Source organism: Streptomyces sp. NBC_01384, assembly GCF_045040035.1.
GTDB lineage: Bacteria > Actinomycetota > Actinomycetes > Streptomycetales > Streptomycetaceae > Streptomyces.
Map to the genome: position 1 here is coordinate 10,070,592 of NZ_CP109559.1, position 16,392 is coordinate 10,086,983.

A 16,392-nucleotide genomic window follows, 5' to 3' on the forward strand; every position below is an offset into this window, starting at 1 on the left:
TGCTCCTACGTCCCGTAGCAGGCCAGGCATGGAAATCCCCAGTGCCATACGCAGATGAGCCCGCCCGCGTTCAAACGCCTCACAAATTCACAGCAGCCTCTTAGTTTGTCGTTAAACGTCGCGCTGTCAGCGACCCAATGTCCCGGGGGTCTGCCCTCGTCCGACCTCCCGGCTCCGGCGAGCCGGTCCGGCGGGGAGCGGGATGCGTACCGGTTCCGAGGCTCAGTTCGGCTGCAGGACGACGGACTGGCCGCCCGCGGCGGTCATCGCCACGCTCAGTGCGGTCGCCGAGGTGACGGTCCGTGTGCTCACGACGACGGGGGTCTGGTAGGGACTGCTTCCGGGCGTTCCGTCGGCGTAGATCGTCGCGGTGTAGGTGCCGCCGCCGAGGAAGGACAGCGGGAGCGACAGGGTCCGGGCGGTCTCGTTGGTCATCGCGCCCAGATACCAGATGGCGCCGCTGCGCCGGGCCACGGCGATGTACTCACCGATCGAGCCCGCGAGCGTCGTGCTCTGGTCCCAGACGGTGGGGATGGCGTCGTACCAGGGCAGCCCGGGCCACTTGGACGGAGCGGAGTACTTCGACGGCGTGTCGTACCAGTACAGGAAATTCAGGGGCTGGTAATACACGGCCGCCATCGCCATCTGGTGGGCGTTCGTCGTCCGGTCGCGGGACTGGCCGTAGCAGATGGTGTAGTCCATCGGACCGCCGATGTTGCGGGCGAAGGGCAGGGTGACGTTGTGGGTGGCGGTCGGGAAGTGCTCGTTGCCCCGCACGCCCTCCAGGGTGATCCAGTTGGGGTAGGTCCTCTCGTAGCCGAACGGCCGTACGTCGTCGTGCATGTCGATCAGCAGTTTGTACTTGGCCGCCGTCCTGGCCCAGCCGGTGATCAGGTTCGTCATCGCCTGTGTGCCGTCATTGACGAATCCCAGCTTGACGCCGTCCACGCCCCAGCTCTGGTAGAGGGCGAACAGGGAGTCCGGGTCGCTGAGCGCGATGCGGTTGACGTAGAGGATGAGGCCGATCCCCTTGCCGGCCGCGTAGGAGATGACCGTCGGCATGTCGATCGCCGGGATCGGCTGGGTCGCGTCGGTCGTCGAGTTTTCCGGCCCGTACCACCCGGCGTCGTACTCGATGTACTGCAGGCCGCGCGCGACGGCGAAGTCGACGCCCGCCAGTCCGTCGGCGGTGCTCAGGTTGCAGCGGAAGGCCTTTCCCGGTCTGATCCACGAGGTGTCGGCAAGGGCGTTGGGCGGGGCGAGGCTGAGCACCAGTTCGGCGTTGTCGACCAGCTCGGCGTGGGTGGAGCCGATGACCACCGCGCGCCATGGCGTGACGAACGGCGTGGTGACGGTGGAGGGCGTCTGGAGCGTGTCGGAGCCGCGGGCCGTGTGCTGCATCAGGTGGGCCGCGAGGGTGTTGGGCTGTCCGGAGACGGAACTGAGCATCAGGCGCGGGTAGTTGACGCGGCCCGACTCACAGACGGAGGCGATGAGTCCGTCGGGACAGGTGGCGGTCAGCGGCAGGTCGGTCAGGGGGCCGTTGTCCGTGGAGGGGCTTCCGGTGGACGGGATGGAGCCGGGGATGACGGGGTTGTAGGGGTCCTCGTCCCGCGCGCTGTAGACGAGTGTGCTGTCGGGGAAGACGAACGTCGTGAGTTCACCGGCGATGGTGGCGGTGCCCGAGTCGAGCAGGACATAGCGGAACGCGACGCCGGACGCGTAGGCGCGGATCTGGACGCCGAAGTTGATGGAGGTGCGGGTGTCCCGGAGGTTCCAGCGCATCTCCTGATAGGCGTCGGAGACGGTCGCGTTGCGTCCGTACGACGGGGTCCAGGTGGTGTCGACATGCCAGTGCTGATAGTTCGTCAGCGCGGTGTCGGTGCCGAGGGTGGTTCCGTCGCTCAGTTGCAGCCCCATGGCCGAGGTGTCGATCACGGTGGCGCCGTTGCGCTGGGCCGACCAGCGGAGCACACCACCGGTCAGCGACATCGTGAGGGTGGTGGCGCCGTCGAGCGAGGTCGCGGTGACCGAGGCGTCGGCGGCCTCGGCCGGACGGGGGGTGGCGATGCCCAGCGCGGCCGCCGACGCGGTGACGGCCGTGCCCTTGAGTATCCCGCGGCGGGACACCGATCCGGTGGGGCCGGTCCTGTGCGCGTCGGATGGTCCCTGACGTCCTGGAACGTTCACAACCAGCACACCTCTCGCTTGATGAGGCCGATGAGGAAGAAAGGCACGTCGGCCCCGCTGGAGTCGGGCGCGGAGCTGACGCCAGGAGCCGTTTTCAACAATTCCAATCAGGAAGAAACATACCCTCGCCGTTGGCGACGTTTTTAGTGCCTTATTGTTTGAGAGGTCAATGGGTCGTCACCATGATTCCCTCGCGGGCGGCGGCTCGGAAGGCCGTGCAACTCGCCGGTTCTGGTGGCAATTGGAGGGGGTATGGGCTGCCGAGCGAAATAGGTCTCACCTCCTCTTGAGCGGTCAAGAATAAACAAAATCGATCGCAATCCTTGACGTCACGTCTGACCTGCCACTCTCATGGATCCCCGCCGGGTGACAGGGACTCAACCTGGCCTCGAGGAGAGGGAAGAGCATGCCCAAGGGAGTACCCCATCGGTCGATCGGTCGATGGCGCAGAGCCGCCACCGCCTTCCTCATGCTGCTCGGGGGCCTTGCCGCGCTCCTGCTTCCGGCGACCGAGGCGCACGCGGCCACGGTGTCGTTCACCACGGGCGCCACACGGACCGATCAGAACGGCAACGCGCTGCAGCTGCACGGCCTCGGCATCATCAAGGTGGGAGACGCCTGGTACGGCTTCGGGGAGGACAAGACCGGCGAGACCTCGTCGGACACGTCGTTCCAGGACATCACCTGCTACTCGTCCACCGACCTGGCCAACTGGACCTATCAGGGCGTCGCCCTGGCCAAGCAGAGCAGCGGGGACCTGGGACCCAGCCGGGTCGTGGAGCGGCCCAAGGTCATCTACAACGCCTCGACCAGTACGTACGTGATGTACATGCACATCGACAGCACCAACTACTCCGAGGCCAAGGTCGGTGTGGCCACCAGCAGCACTCCATGCGGCCCCTACACCTACCGCGGGAGCTTCCGGCCGCTGGGCAACCTGAGCCGTGACCTGGGTCTGTTCCAGGACACCGACGGCACGGCCTATCTGCTGAGCGAGGACCGCAACAACGGTCTGCGCATCGACAAGCTGTCCGCGGACTACCTGTCCGTGGACAGCGCGGTGACGGTGCTCGGCGGCAGTGGCAGCAACAGCGTCGAGGCGCCCGCCATGGTGAAGGCCAACGGCATCTACTACGTGTTCGGTTCGCATCTGACGGGTTGGAGTCTGAACGACAACATCTACGCCACCGCCACATCGCTGAGCGGCCCCTGGTCGGCGTTCCGGAACTTCGCCGCCCCCGGTACCCACACCTACGGCAGTCAGACGGCGAACGTCATCACCGTTCAGGGCTCCACCGGCACCACCTACATCTACGCCGGCGACCGGTGGAACACCTCCGACCTGGGCTCGTCGAAGCTGATCTGGCTACCGTTGACCATCAGGGGCACGACGGTGAACCTCGGCCAGTACCCCACCTGGTCCCTCGACCCGGGCGTCGGTACCTGGACGGCCGACAGCGGGGTGCCCTCCGCGGGGGTCCGCACCCTGACCAACGGCAACAGTTCCATGCCGATGGATGTGGCGAGCGGCTCCACCTCGAACGGCGCCAAGACCATCCAATGGCCGTCCGACGGCGGCGCCAACCAGCAATGGACCCTCACGAGGGTGGCGGACAACATCTACACCCTGAAGAGCGTGAAGAGCGGCCTGTGCCTGGACGTACCGAACCAGTCGACCGCCACGGGAGTGCAATTGGAGCAGTGGACCTGCAACGGCGGGACCAACCAACAGTGGTTCCTCGACCTGGTCGGCAGCTACAGCGGCAGCACCTACATGCTCGCCGGGGTGGGCAGCGACCTGGACATCGGCGTCGCGGGTGGCTCGGCCACTCAGGGCGCGGCGGTGGAACAGGAGACGGGCACCGGCGCGACGAGCCAGCAGTGGAGCCTTTCCTGACCGCCTGCGGGTGAGTCCTGATTCCGGGCCGCCCGATTCCTGCAACGTCCGTGCTCCATGTGCCCTTCGCGCGCGTGGAGCACGGACGCGGCCTCACCCGCCTCGCCGGTCACCTGTACCCGCCGCCGCACGCCGGCGCGGGGGATCGGCACCGTCTTGTCGCGCGACAGCAACGTCGGGGAACCGCGACAGCAACGCCGGAACAGGCACGTCAAGCCCGCCCATGTGCCATCTGCGAACGCCGCGACAGCGAGTCGATGACCACCGCGGCGAAGAGCACCCCGCCCGTGACGACGAACTGGAGAGCAGCGGGGGTGTCCGTGAGCGCCATGCCCGAGGCGATGGACTGGATGATCAGCATGCCGAGCGCCGCTGACCAGGTGGTGCCGCGTCCTCCGAACAGGCTGGTGCCCCCGATGACGGCTGCCGCGATGGCATTGAGCAGCAGCACGCCCGAGCCTGAACTCTGGCTCACCGAGGTGATGCGCGAGGCCAGGAACAGACCGCCGATCGCGGCCATGGTGCCCGAGACCGCGAGCGCCGCGGTCTGCACCTTTGTCACACTGAGGCTGGCGCGACGGGCTGCCTCGACACCGCCGCCGAGTGCGTAGATCTGCCGCCCGTAGTGTGTGCGGCGGAGAACGACGTCGAGGCCGGCCACCACGACGAGGAAGATCAGGAGCGCGAGCGGCAGGCCCTGGAAACGGTTGAGCAGATACGCGCCGGTGAACGCGATCACCGCGAGTACTCCCGTGCGCACCACGATTCCCCGGAGTGAGCGGTGCGGCATGCCGACGGCCTTGCGGCGCCGCCTGTCCTGGTAGGACACGAGGAAGAGCATGGCCGAGGCGACCGCCGCCAGGCCGTAGGCGGCGCCGGCGTTGGTGAAGTAGTAGCTGGTCAGCTTGGCGACGAACCCGTTCTCGTCGAGGTTGACGGTGCCGCTGGTCCCGAGGATGTACAGCATGAAGCCGTTCCAGGTGAGCAGCCCCGCGAGCGTGATGACGAACGCCGGCACCCGGGTCCTGGCGAAGGAGAAGCCCTGGATGGTTCCCGCCGCGGTACCCACGAGCACCCCGATGATGACGGCAAGCCATTCGGGCACGCCGTTGTTCACGTTCAGAACGGCGAAGACGGCCGCCGAGAGACCGCTGATCGAGCCGACCGACAGGTCGAGCTCACCGAGCAGCAGGACGAAGACGAGGCCGACCGCGATCAGACCCGTGCCCGCGACGTCCACGCTGAGATTGGACAGGTTCCGAGGCGAGAGGAAGCTCCGGTCCAGGGACTGGAAGGTGATCCAGACCACGGCGAGGACGAGGATGACGGGGAGCGAGCTCAGTTCGCCGGCGTTCAGTTTGCGCCGGAAGAGGGTGACCGAATGATCGACGGCACGGGCGACAGCCCCTGCGCGGCGCGGCCGACTGGCCTCGGCGTCAGGTGCTGTGGGGTCGGCCCGGGTGTTGTCCGTCATGTGGCGCATCCCTTTCACCACCCCGCCTCCTGGGAGGCCATCCGGTGGGGCACGTTCTCCGTGGCGCCGGTGATGGAGGAGATGATCTGTTCCTGAGGCGCGGTGTTCACGTCGAAGAAGCCGTTGTTACGACCGAGCCGCAGCACGGCGGCCCGGTCCGCGAGAGCTTTGACGTCGCCCATGTTGTGGCTGATGAGCAGTACTCCCAGGCCGCGGTCACGCAACTGGTCGACGAGGTCCAGAACCTCGGCCGTCTGCTCGAATCCCAGAGCCGCGGTCGGTTCGTCGAGGAGAAGAATCCGCGGGTCGCCGAGGAGCGAGCGAGCGATGGCGACCGTCTGCCGCTGGCCGCTGGAGAGTGAGACGGTGGGGACACGCAGATCGGGCACACCTTTGGTCAGGCGTTCCAGCAGGCGTCTGGTACGGCGCTCCATCTCCACTTCGTCGAGCAACCCGAACCTGCGGATCTCCCGTCCGAGGAACAGATTGCCGACCACGTCGAGGTTCCCGCACAGCGCGAGGTCCTGGTACACGGTGGCGATGCCGAGGTCCCGGGCGTCGTGGGGGCGCCTGATCTGGACCGCCCGGCCCTCCCACTCGACGTCGCCCTTGTCGGCGGGGGCGACGCCGGAGATGACCTTGACCAGGGTGGATTTTCCGGCACCGTTGTCCCCCAGAAGAGCGACGACCTGGCCGGCGTGAATCTCCAGTTCGATGTCCGTGAGAACCTCGACGACGCCGAAGCGCTTGCACACGCCGTGCAGCGCCAGCAAGGGGGGAGCCGCCACGGAAACCATCTCCTTCCCGGGGCCCGGACCTGGTCGGAACCGGCCTGTCAGGTGAGTCCCGCCTTGCTGCACGCGGCCCCGAGTCGGGGGGTGCAGATCTGTCGGACCGTGTACACGCCGTCCTTCACCAGGGTGTTCTTGATGTTGTCCACGGTCACGGACACGGGGGTGAGCAGGGCGGCGGGAACCTCCCTGCCTCCGCCGGCCTTCACCTTGCCCGTGGCGACCCGGTCGAGGCTTTCATGGCGGGCCGCGGCCACGGCCATGGCGGCGCCGGCGGAAGCCTCGGACCCGAAGGGTTTGTAGACGGTCATGTACTGATCGCCGCCCACAATGCGCCGCACGGCTCCCAGATCGGCGTCCTGTCCGGTGACGGGGGGCAGAGGGTGGACCTTGTTCGCCTTGAGTGCGGAGATGCTGCCGGCGGCGAGGCCGTCGTTGGCCGCGTACACCCCGTGGATATTGACGCCGAGGGCGGCGATGGCGCCGGACATGTCCAGATTGGCTGTCTCCGGCCTCCACTGGAGGATGTCGTACGCCTTGCCGATCTTCACCTTGCCGTCGAGTACGGACAGTGCGCCCTTCTTGAACGACACCGCGTTGGGGTCGCTGGGATCGCCGTTCATCATGACGATCTCGCCGCTGTGCACCCTGGCGCCCATCGCCTTCAGCAGTGCCCTGCCCTGGAGCCTGCCGACCTCCTCGCCGTTGAAGGAGACATAACCGGAGATCGGACCCTCGGCGAGACGGTCGTAGGCGATGACCGGCACACCTGCCGCATCGGCCTTCTTGACCGCGACGCCGAGCGATTTGGCGTTGACGGCCACGAGCACGATGGCATCGACCCCCTTGGTGATCATCGAGTCCATCTGTTCCTGCTGGGTGGCCACATCGCCCTTGGCATTGGCGTGCTCGACCCTGCAGTTGCCGCACAGCTCCTTGATCCTCTTCTCGAGGTAGGGCCTGTCCTGTGTCTCCCAACGAGCCGTGATGGCCTCCGGCAGCAGCAGACCGATCGTCAGGGTCTTGCCCCCGTCGGAGTTGTTTCCCGAGCTCTGCCCGCAGGCCGTGAGAACAACGGCCGTCGAGATCGCGGTCATGACGATGGCTGCGCCCCGGATGCAGGCCTTCATGTGAGAGACCTCCCTTGTCCTTCACCCTGCGTGGCGAGGGGCGCTCATGGTTACCCGCGACCGGTCTCAACGGGTATGCGGTCCGGGTGCGGTGCCCCACCCGTCGGCGTACGCCGGGTGGTTGGCGACCGCCTCACGGCGGGCCGACGGGGCCACCCCGGCGTCTTCCGGCGGGTCTCGCCGGCGCGGTGTGCGCGCGGGAGAAGGGCGCGTGGGTATCGCGGCGTGGCGTGGCGTCAAAGGCCTGTGCGGGAGTCGGCCGGGAGATGTGGGCCGCGTGCGACGCGGCACGACGGCACAGGTCGTGTTGAACCAGGTGGCCCCGTGGGCACGTAGATCCAGGTGAACACCGGTCCCCGCTCCGACGTGCGGCGGTGGCTCCGGCGGTCGCGGAGCGTCGTCGCCCGCCCCGGCCAGGTGGGCCCTCGGCCCGACCGGCCCGGCACCGGCGGCTCCCACATCGCGCATGGTCATACCCTGCCTCGTCACCAGGCCACGCGTACTGCCGGCACAGGTCCAGCAGCCGGCAGACGTCCACGGTGCCGCCACCAGACCTCCGCCCGGAACGCACCGCGGAAGTGGCAAGACGACCACGTCGTCAGTGTGACACCGGCTGACGTGATCTGCGAACGCAGTGACTTCGGCCATCGACGTTCGCCGCGGGGTCCCGCATGCGAGGGCGGCGAGGCCTCCGGAGCGGCCTCCCGTATCGGGCCTCCCTCGGCGGGGGCGAGCCGTCGCTCCCGCCGCCTGCGACAATCAAATGAACATGTCCGATTGATCCGCATATACGATTCTGGTATGAGGGTGCCTGATTTCAACCCGTCGGCACCTGATGCGTGGACGGGAGGTAGGTCGCGGACATGCCTCATGACGGCCGTGCCAGGGCCGGGATCTCGGAGCTTCGGGCATCCGAGGCCCACGCCGCGGACACCGGATCACCGCCTCCGGTGCCGGAGGCGATGACGAGTGACCGGGCGCTGATGTTCGCCGGTGCGGCGCTGACAGCGGTCTATGTGCCCGGTGCCGAGAACCAGGAGCTTCGGTTGGCGGAAACGGCCGGATGCGCCACTTCCGAGCACGGGATGCCGGAGTGTCTGCCCCTGGCCGGTGGCTCACCCGCGGCGCAGGCCTTCCGCACCGGCCGGCCACTGTGGCTGAGTCCCGCGGCACTCGCCTCCTACCCCGAGGGCGGGCCGACGCCGCCGCGAGCCGGGGCGTCGCTCGCTGCGCTGCCACTAGGGACGGAAGGCACGCGGCTGGGCTGCCTCGTCGTCGTGGGGGCTTCCACGGACGGCTTCGGGGACGAGCAACGGCACTTCCTGGAGCGGTACGCCGACGCGGTCATCGGCATGCTCCAGGAGGGGACCGGCCGACCCGCTCCGGCATCGCTGCTGAGTCCGGCCCTGCGGAGTCTGTGCGTCGGCTCGTTCGTCCTGATGCCGGACACCGGCCTGATCGAGGCGGACAAGACGCTGCTCGAGCTGGCCGGCATCACGCCGGACGACTTCGACGGCAACGCGGACACCCTGCTCGCGCAGGCCCTCCCGGAGGACATGCACGCGCTGATGTCGGTCCTGAAGCCATCCACCCAGGCGTTCGGCCGGCGGGAGTTGGAGTTCCGCGTCCGCCGTCCCACGGGTGAGATGCGCTGGCTGAGCCTGAGCTGCCAGGTGGTGGCAGGCATCGACGACCGGCCGGAGCGGGTGCTGGGCGTGGTGACGGCGACCTCGGTCCTGCGTCAGAGCCCCGACGACGTTTCCAGGATCCAGTGGCTGACTGCCGCACTCGACGACGCGGTAACGGTACGTGACGTCAGCCGAGTGGTGGTCACCGCGCTGGGTGAGCCGCTGGGCGCCGACCGGGTGGCGCTCGCCGAGGTGCGGGACGACCGGCTCGCGGTCACCGTGCTCGATCCACCTCAGCCCACCGCCTGGCCTGAGTTGTGGCGTTCCGAGTGGCGTTCGGAGTGGCCAGACGCACCGGTCAGCGCCCTACCCACCCTTCAGCGGGCTCTGCGGGACGGAGGATTGGACCTGTGGACCGCCGGCGCAGCCCTCGAACCCGGACTCACAGGCATCGGCGCCGGAGGTCTGGCCGTCCTGCCGCTCCCCGCCAAGGGCCGGGTCGTCGGCGTGTGCATGGTCGGCTGGGATCAGCCGCACGCGTTCGCCCCCGAGGAGCGGTTCCTGCTGACGGCCACCGCGGCGCTGGTGGGGCAGGCCCTCAAGCGTGCGCGCGCGCACGACGCCGAGCAGGAGCTCGCCACGATGCTGCAGCGCAGTCTGCTGCCACGGCGCCTCCCCGAACTGCCCGGGGGGACGGCCGTCGCCCGCTATCTGCCCGCCAGGCGGGGGTTGCAGGTGGGCGGTGACTGGTACGACGTCATCGCCCTCTCCGAGGAGCGGATGGCGCTGGTCATCGGCGACGTGCAGGGACACAGCGCCGGAGCCGCGACGATCATGGGCCAGATGCGTACCGCGATCAGGGCATACGCGGTGGAGGGCCACCCGCCCGACGTGGTCGTCTCGCACGCCAATCGGCTCCTCGTCGGTATGGAGACCGATCTGTTCGCCACCTGCTGCTATGCCGAAGTGGACTTGGAGGAGGGCAACGCCCTGTTCGTCCGGGCCGGGCACCTCGCACCGCTGGTACGCCATCCCGACGGCAGTACCGAGGAGGTACGGGTCGAGGGCGGGCTCCCGTTGGGCGTTCTCGCGGAGGCGGAGTTCCCCATGACCGCGTACGCGCTGACCCCTGGCACGGTCCTCGCCCTGGTCACCGACGGCCTGGTCGAGGCCGCCGACCTGCCCCTCGAAGAGGGCATGCTCCGGACCCGCGCCGCGCTCGCCGCGGCTGATCCGGCGGATCCGGCGCGGATGGCCGACGAACTGCTCGGCGACGCCGACCGCCGTGAGGACGACGTGGCGCTGTTGCTGCTGCGCTACGACGGCATGGAGATCCGACCGATACGGGCCGGCTGGGCGGTGTGGCGGCTGCCCGACGCCGTCATGCACGCTCGCCGTTTCACCGCGCGCACTCTGCGTCGGTGGAAGGTCGACGAGGTGGCCGATACGGCGTTGCTGGTCGTGTCCGAACTGGTCACCAACGGCCTCGTGCACACCCAGGGCCAGGTCCGGGTCGACCTGATGCTCCGCGGGGACCGGGTGCGCGTCTGCGTGAGCGACTGCTCGCCGCGCGCCCCCGCCAAGCCGGTGATCGTGGACTGGGAGTCGACCGGCGGCCGAGGCCTGATGCTCGTCGAAGCGATGTCGGAGTCCTTCGGCTCGATGCCGGTGGCCGGCGGCAAGCAGGTGTGGTGCGAGATCGTCGTGCCGCCGCGCGAGCCGGCTGCCGCGGACTCGGGGCCCCGAACGGAACGAGGGGGTCTGCCATGAGGACCCGTACGTGGCACGTCATCGCGGCCCTCGTCGCGGGATTCATCACGACGTCCGTGGCCGCCTGCGGCGAGGACCAGGAGATGGGCCCGGACAGCTTCACCGTCGGCCTGCTGCTCCCGAGCCGAGTGGTCCCCCGCTGGGAGAGGTCCGACAAGCCGCTGATCGAGAAGCGGCTGAAGGAGCTGTGTCCCCACTGCACCATGGAGTACGCCAACGCCCAGAACGATGCGATGACCCAGCGGCAGCAGATGAGCTCCATGATCACCAAGGGGGTCAGGGTCCTGATCCTCGACGCCGCCGACGCCAGGGCGCTCCGCTCCTCGGTCCAGGAGGCGCACCAGGCGGGCGTTCCGGTCGTCGCTTATGACCGGCTCGCCGAAGGTCCGGTCTCGGGCTATGTCAGCTTCGACGGCGCGCAGGTCGGCAGGCTCCAGGGCGAGGCGCTCCTGAAGGCCATGGGTGACAAGGCGAACGACGGGAACGCCGTCATGATGAACGGCGATCCGACCAGCCCCGACGCGGCGTGGTACCGGAGGGGCGCGCTGTCCGTCATCCTCGGCAAGGTGAAGATCGCCAGGTCGTACTACACCCAGGGCTGGAGTGCGGACAACGCCCGCGCCAACATGGTTGCCGCCATGGCGGCCCTCGGCCAGGACCGGATCGGCGGCGTCCTGGCGGCCAACGACACCATAGCCGCAGGCGTCATCTCCGCTCTCAAGCGCGGCGGTGTCGGCAAGCTTCCCCCTGTCACCGGCCAGGACGCCGACCTCGACGCTGTGCGGCGCATCATCAAGGGCGAGCAGTACATGACGGTGTACAAACCCTTCAAGGCGGAAGCCGACGCGGCCGTCGCCATGGCCGTCGCCCTGGGACGCGGGGAGGATCTTCGAGACATCGCCACGATGACGACCGACAGCTCCACCACCAAGCACATCCCCTCCGTCCTGCTCACTCCGAGCGCGGTGGCGGTGGACAACATCAAGCAGACACTTCTCAAGGACGGCGTGTACACCATCGATCAGATCTGCACCCGAGAGCTCCGGCCCGCCTGCGACAAGGCCGGACTCGCCCGGTGAGTCGGATGGGCTGTCGACGGCGCGGGAGAACGCTTCGGGCCCTGCCCGGTCCGGACGCTGACCTGGGACGAAGAGCTGAATGATTTCTCCGGCGTCCCGCGCGCGATGCCGCCGGAGATCCGGCCCATGATCGTGTGCGTGGCTCGGTTCAGAAGCCGGTCACCGCCTCGGCTGAGCCGGTGCTTGTTCGTCAGGCCCGAGGAGGCCGGGATCAGGGCGGCACCGGTGAAGAAGGCGACGTACCGCGTGCGCCGCTGATCCCAGCGATTGCTCACGACGAATGATCACGTCGAGAAAGGCGCAGGCTGGACGGCCTTGGTCCGGCATGCCCGATACGGACGGGGTGTGCGGTTGGCCCATCCGGGGGGACCATGGAAGTCGAAGCACTCACCAGATCGCGTGCCGCCCACAGATGAGTGGACGGGCCACGGACCATGGCGGGGCGGCATCCGAGGTGGTCCGGCCGGTGGAAGGAGTGCCCGCGTGAGCGCAGCCGATGGGAGTCCGACTGACGTCGGTCAGCCAGAGGAAAGGCCGTCGCAGCCGAGCGGGCTGATGGACCTCCTCGGTGTCGCCGCGGTGCTGCTGGACGCCGACGGGCGGATCGTTCTGTGGAGCCCGCAGGCCGAGGATCTCTACGGCTACACCGCCGAAGAGGCGCTCGGGCAGTACGCGGCGCCGCTGCTCGTCCACGAACGGTACTGGAAACTGATGGCCAAGCTGTTCGCCCACGTCATGGGGACCGGTGAGACCTGGGCGGGAGCGTTCCCCATCCGGCACAAGGACGGCAGTACTCGCCTGCTGGAGTTCCGCAACATGCGGCTGCTGGACGACCGCGGCGACTTCTACGCGCTCGGGCTCGCCACCGACGAGCCGACCTTGCGTGAGCTGGAGCGGGATGTCGCGCTGTCCACCCGGCTGGTCTCCCAGTCTCCCATCGGGCTGGCGATCCTCGACACCGATCTGCGCTACGTTGCCGTCAATCCCGCACTGGAGCAGATGCACGGCCTACCCGCGAAAGATCATCTTGGCCGGCACTACCGCGAGATCATGACCTCCGACAAGTACGAGGTGCCCGAGGCCGCGATGCGGAAGGTCCTTGAGAATGGGATTCCCATGGTCGACCAGGCCACCATCGTCGACCACAGCCCCGGCGACCCGGACCGGCACGCCTGGTCGGTCTCCCTGTACCGGTTGGAGGACCCACGGGGGCGCGTTCTCGGGGTGGCCGACCTGGTGGTGGATGTCACCGACCGGTATGAGGCGGCCATGGAGGCCGCCGGGGCCCGGCGGCGCCTGGCCCTGATCGCCGACGGCTCCGCCCGCATCGGCACGACCCTGGAGGTGGAGCAGACCGCCCGGGAGCTGGCCGAGGTCACTGTTCCCGAGCTCGCCGACCTGGTCGCGGTCGACATGCTCGACTCTCTCCTGGACGAGCACCGCCCAGCCGCCTCCAAAGAGGGGCCCGCGCTCTTTCGCGCCCTCGCGGTGAAGGCCGCCTACCCCACCGAAGCCATCCAGGCCGCCGACCCGCCCGGCCACATCGCCTCCTACGCCGCCGACCGCCTGGCCACCCAGACCGTACGCACCGGCCGGTCAGTCCTGATCGCCCACGCGGACGACGACGACCTGGCGCGCATCGCCCGCGACGACCACGCAGCCACCCTGCTGGCCCGCGCCGGTGTGCACTCCTACATGTCGGTCCCGCTCATCGCGCGCGGTCACATCCTCGGCTTCCTGGGGCTCACGCGGGCCCGCAACCCGGTGCCCTTCGACGAGGACGACCTGGCCCTGGCCGGTGAGCTGGCCTCCCGCGCCGCCGTGTGCATCGACAACGCTCGCACACACCAGCGCGTGCGCAGCGCCGCCGAGACTTTGCAGCGCAGCCTGCTCCCCAGCCACCCGCCGCGCCTCCCCGGTCTGCAGATCGCCTCCCGGTACCGGCCGGCGCAGGCCACGTACGAGGTCGGCGGCGACTGGTACGACGTCCTGCCACTCGACGACGACAAGACCGCACTCGTCGTGGGCGACGTCATGGGGAGCGGGATCGACGCCGCCGCCGCCATGGGCCGCCTGCGCGCCGCCACCAGCGCTTTCGCCGACCTCGACCTCGGCCCCGCCCAGGTCCTCCAGCACCTCGACAGGATCACCTCAGGGCTGGAGCAGTACATCGCCACCTGCCTGTACGCCGCCTACGATCCCCACCACGCGGAATGCCACCTCGCCAACGCCGGCCACCTGCCTCCTGTCCTCGTACGCAGTGGCGAGCACCCCGAACTGCTCGACCTGCCCACCGGCACCCCGTTGGGAGTGGGCGGCGTCGCCTTCGAGACCACCACCTTCGACCTCGGTCCTGGCGACCAGCTGGTCCTGTACACCGACGGCCTGGTCGAAACCCGTCACGACCCCATCGACGAACGTCTGGCGACTCTCCTCCGCCTGCTCGACAGGCACGACCGCTCTCTGGAGGAAACCTGCGACCGGCTCCTTCACGAACTCCGGCGGCCCGACGACTCTGATGACGTCGCACTGCTCATCGCTCGCATCGAGCCCTTCAGGCCCGGCTCTGAACATCTTCAGCCAGGATGGTCGCTACGGTGATCATTGGCGCGAGGGCGCTGGAGACCTGTGGATGGCTCACGCTTGACGCGCCCTTCGCTCCCCAACCCACTCGAACCGCGGTGCGAGCCTGGAGCTGGGACTGGCGTAGGTGTGGATCGCGGGCGGCGACGGCTGTGGCGGGAAGGGGCCCTGCGCTGGGCCCGGCCGATGGCGGTGGCGTATCCACTGCTGCGCGCGATCGTGCTGGGGCTCGGCGGCAAGCAGTACTACGCGGTTCCGCTGCTGATCGTGCTGCCGTCGAGCGCACTCGGCGTTCCCATGGCGCTGAACAAGGAACAGGGCGAGCAGGTCGGCCGGCCCACGCTCGCGGACGCGGCCAGGGACGGATGGTCGGCCATTCCGAAGGCTGCCCGCGCGCATGCCGTACTCTCCGCCCAGAACTACGGAGAGGCGGGGCCCCTCGACCGCTGCGGCCCCGCCCGTGGCCTGCCCAAGCCCTACTCCGGTCACATGAGCCATGCAGACCGGGGGCCACCGCCGGACGCGGCCGACGGACCCGTGCTCCTCGTCCGACAGCGGAACGCCGACGCCATCGAGCTCTGCCAGCCCGACTCGGCGAGGCTTCGGGAGTTGGGCAGCGGGTGCGGACCTCGAGTAAAACTCCCCCGCTCGGACCCGAACCACCTCCGACCGATCATCGTCTGAGGGGGAGATCGGTCTTCGAGTTCCGATCTATACGATGGGGTGTTCTGTCGGCGTTGGGGGGAGAGAAACCAGTGCTTCAGGCTGCCAATGGACGTCCCAGCGGTGCTGGGAAGGACCGTACGCGGACGGATGGACCGGGCGAGGACCCACAGCCGCCCGCCACGGGCTACGGCGAACGAGCGCAACCGCGCACCGCGTTCCACCGCACCGCGTTCCACCGGATCGCGTTATTCACCGGGCGCACGCTGCGTGGCGAGTGGGACGGCATGGTCGTCAAGCCAGTACGGCAACTCCTGCGTCGCGGGCTGCCTGGAGTCCTCTTGGCGTTTGTGGCCGCCTTCGGAGTCATCTTCTTCCACGCGATTGCCCAACGGCCCACAGGTGCAGCGGTGGTGCGGCTGATCGGCGGAGTCAAGGCCGACCTGCCGCTGCCCCTGGCCCTGCTGCGCACTCCGGTGTCGCTGTATGTGCCCGCCCTCGACCTGCCGGTGTGGGCAGGCATCACCCAGTTGTTCCTCGCGTTCGCTCTTGCGGAACTCGCGCTCGGGCGTACCCGGACGCTGGCCATCGCGTACGCCACCACCTTGGCCGGCACCCTCACGGTCCGTGTGATGATCGCGCTCGGCCCGGGCTGGTGGGGGCTGGGCCTGCCGGTCAAGAGCGGGCATGTGCTCGATACCGGACCGTCCGCAGCGGTGGTGGGCCTGTTCACCTACCTCGCGGTGATCCGGCGGGCCCCCGTCGTTTTCGCGCTCACCGGCGGATCGATGGTGTGGGAATCGATCGCCAAACCCAACCTCGCAGGCCGCGAGCACCTGATCGCGGTAGGCGCCGCGATTGTCCTGGGCGTGCTTCATGGACGCTGCCGAAGACGGTTGCAGGCCCTCGCAGCCCTGTTGCGCTGGGAGAAGCCACGTCCCTGGTGGAAGGGCGACGCGCGATCGTCGGCGACTGCGCCGGTTCCACCCCATGGCGTCGAGACTCCCAGACAGCAGCCCACGCCCAGCCAAACGGCCCAGCGAACTGCACGACACGACGGGCCTGCCCCAGCGAGTGAAGCAGCCACGACCAAGCCCCGCGCTGCGGCTACCAAGACCGGCAACATACCCCCTCCGGTTCCGCACCGGCATTGCGCAACAACGAAGTGACCGAGCCGCGTTCGTCGT

The 16,392-nt window shown here is 68.7% G+C and carries 10 protein-coding genes; 6 read left to right on the forward strand and 4 right to left on the reverse strand.

Annotated features, from left to right (window positions below):
• Positions 1–222: 222 nt before the first annotated feature.
• Positions 223–2,190 carry a glycoside hydrolase family 97 catalytic domain-containing protein gene (locus tag OG747_RS46315; RefSeq protein WP_405885369.1) on the reverse strand — a complete coding sequence of 656 codons (1,968 nt, stop codon included), beginning with the start codon at positions 2,188–2,190 and terminating at the stop codon, positions 223–225.
• Positions 2,191–2,596: 406 nt separating this feature from the next.
• On the opposite strand from OG747_RS46315, the gene OG747_RS46320 reads away from it, so the two are divergent.
• Positions 2,597–4,087: an RICIN domain-containing protein gene (locus OG747_RS46320; RefSeq protein ID WP_405885370.1), complete on the forward strand. Its 1,491-nt coding sequence runs from the start codon at positions 2,597–2,599 to the stop codon at positions 4,085–4,087.
• A 211-nt stretch (positions 4,088–4,298) separates the two neighbouring features.
• Here OG747_RS46320 and OG747_RS46325 read toward each other — a convergent pair whose 3' ends face one another.
• The 3 genes from OG747_RS46325 to OG747_RS46335 are packed head-to-tail and all read right to left on the reverse strand — an operon-like array spanning position 4,299 to position 7,482.
• On the reverse strand, positions 4,299–5,561 hold the full coding sequence (locus OG747_RS46325) for a sugar ABC transporter permease (RefSeq protein WP_405885371.1): 1,263 nt from the start codon (positions 5,559–5,561) through the stop codon (positions 4,299–4,301).
• Positions 5,562–5,575: 14 nt separating this feature from the next.
• Positions 5,576–6,358 (reverse strand): ATP-binding cassette domain-containing protein, encoded by a 783-nt coding sequence (locus tag OG747_RS46330; RefSeq protein ID WP_405885372.1) that lies wholly within the window; start codon positions 6,356–6,358, stop codon positions 5,576–5,578.
• Between the two features lie 38 nt (positions 6,359–6,396).
• Entirely contained in the window at positions 6,397–7,482 is a 1,086-nt protein-coding gene (locus OG747_RS46335) for a sugar ABC transporter substrate-binding protein (protein WP_405885373.1), read from the reverse strand.
• Between the two features lie 863 nt (positions 7,483–8,345).
• On the opposite strand from OG747_RS46335, the gene OG747_RS46340 reads away from it, so the two are divergent.
• The 5 genes from OG747_RS46340 to OG747_RS46360 all read left to right on the forward strand — a co-directional run bounded on the left by OG747_RS46340 (position 8,346) and on the right by OG747_RS46360 (position 16,374).
• On the forward strand, positions 8,346–10,880 hold the full coding sequence (locus OG747_RS46340) for a SpoIIE family protein phosphatase (RefSeq protein WP_405885374.1): 2,535 nt from the start codon (positions 8,346–8,348) through the stop codon (positions 10,878–10,880).
• A complete protein-coding gene (locus OG747_RS46345; RefSeq protein WP_405885375.1) occupies positions 10,877–11,959 on the forward strand; it encodes a sugar ABC transporter substrate-binding protein in 1,083 nt (360 codons plus the stop codon). Before OG747_RS46340 ends, OG747_RS46345 begins: the two co-directional genes overlap by 4 nt.
• Positions 11,960–12,514: 555 nt before the next feature.
• A complete protein-coding gene (locus OG747_RS46350) occupies positions 12,515–14,560 on the forward strand; it encodes a SpoIIE family protein phosphatase (protein ID WP_405886058.1) in 2,046 nt (681 codons plus the stop codon).
• Between the two features lie 111 nt (positions 14,561–14,671).
• The gene (locus tag OG747_RS46355) at positions 14,672–15,226 is read left to right on the forward strand and encodes a hypothetical protein (protein WP_405885376.1); all 555 of its coding nucleotides are present in this window, start codon (positions 14,672–14,674) and stop codon (positions 15,224–15,226) included.
• Positions 15,227–15,555: 329 nt separating this feature from the next.
• On the forward strand, positions 15,556–16,374 hold the full coding sequence (locus OG747_RS46360; RefSeq protein WP_405886060.1) for a hypothetical protein: 819 nt from the start codon (positions 15,556–15,558) through the stop codon (positions 16,372–16,374).
• Positions 16,375–16,392 lie beyond the last annotated feature (18 nt).

What these genes read in the sequence shown, in the direction of transcription:
- OG747_RS46320 (WP_405885370.1), top strand. Translation starts at nt 2,597, where the DNA reads ATGCCCAAGGGAGTACCCCATCGGTCGATCGGTCGATGGCGCAGAGCC.
- OG747_RS46325 (WP_405885371.1), bottom strand. Translation starts at nt 5,561, where the DNA reads ATGACGGACAACACCCGGGCCGACCCCACAGCACCTGACGCCGAGGCC.
- OG747_RS46330 (WP_405885372.1), bottom strand. Translation starts at nt 6,358, where the DNA reads ATGGTTTCCGTGGCGGCTCCCCCCTTGCTGGCGCTGCACGGCGTGTGC.
- OG747_RS46335 (WP_405885373.1), bottom strand. Translation starts at nt 7,482, where the DNA reads ATGAAGGCCTGCATCCGGGGCGCAGCCATCGTCATGACCGCGATCTCG.
- OG747_RS46340 (WP_405885374.1), top strand. Translation starts at nt 8,346, where the DNA reads ATGCCTCATGACGGCCGTGCCAGGGCCGGGATCTCGGAGCTTCGGGCA.
- OG747_RS46345 (WP_405885375.1), top strand. Translation starts at nt 10,877, where the DNA reads ATGAGGACCCGTACGTGGCACGTCATCGCGGCCCTCGTCGCGGGATTC.
- OG747_RS46350 (WP_405886058.1), top strand. Translation starts at nt 12,515, where the DNA reads ATGGACCTCCTCGGTGTCGCCGCGGTGCTGCTGGACGCCGACGGGCGG.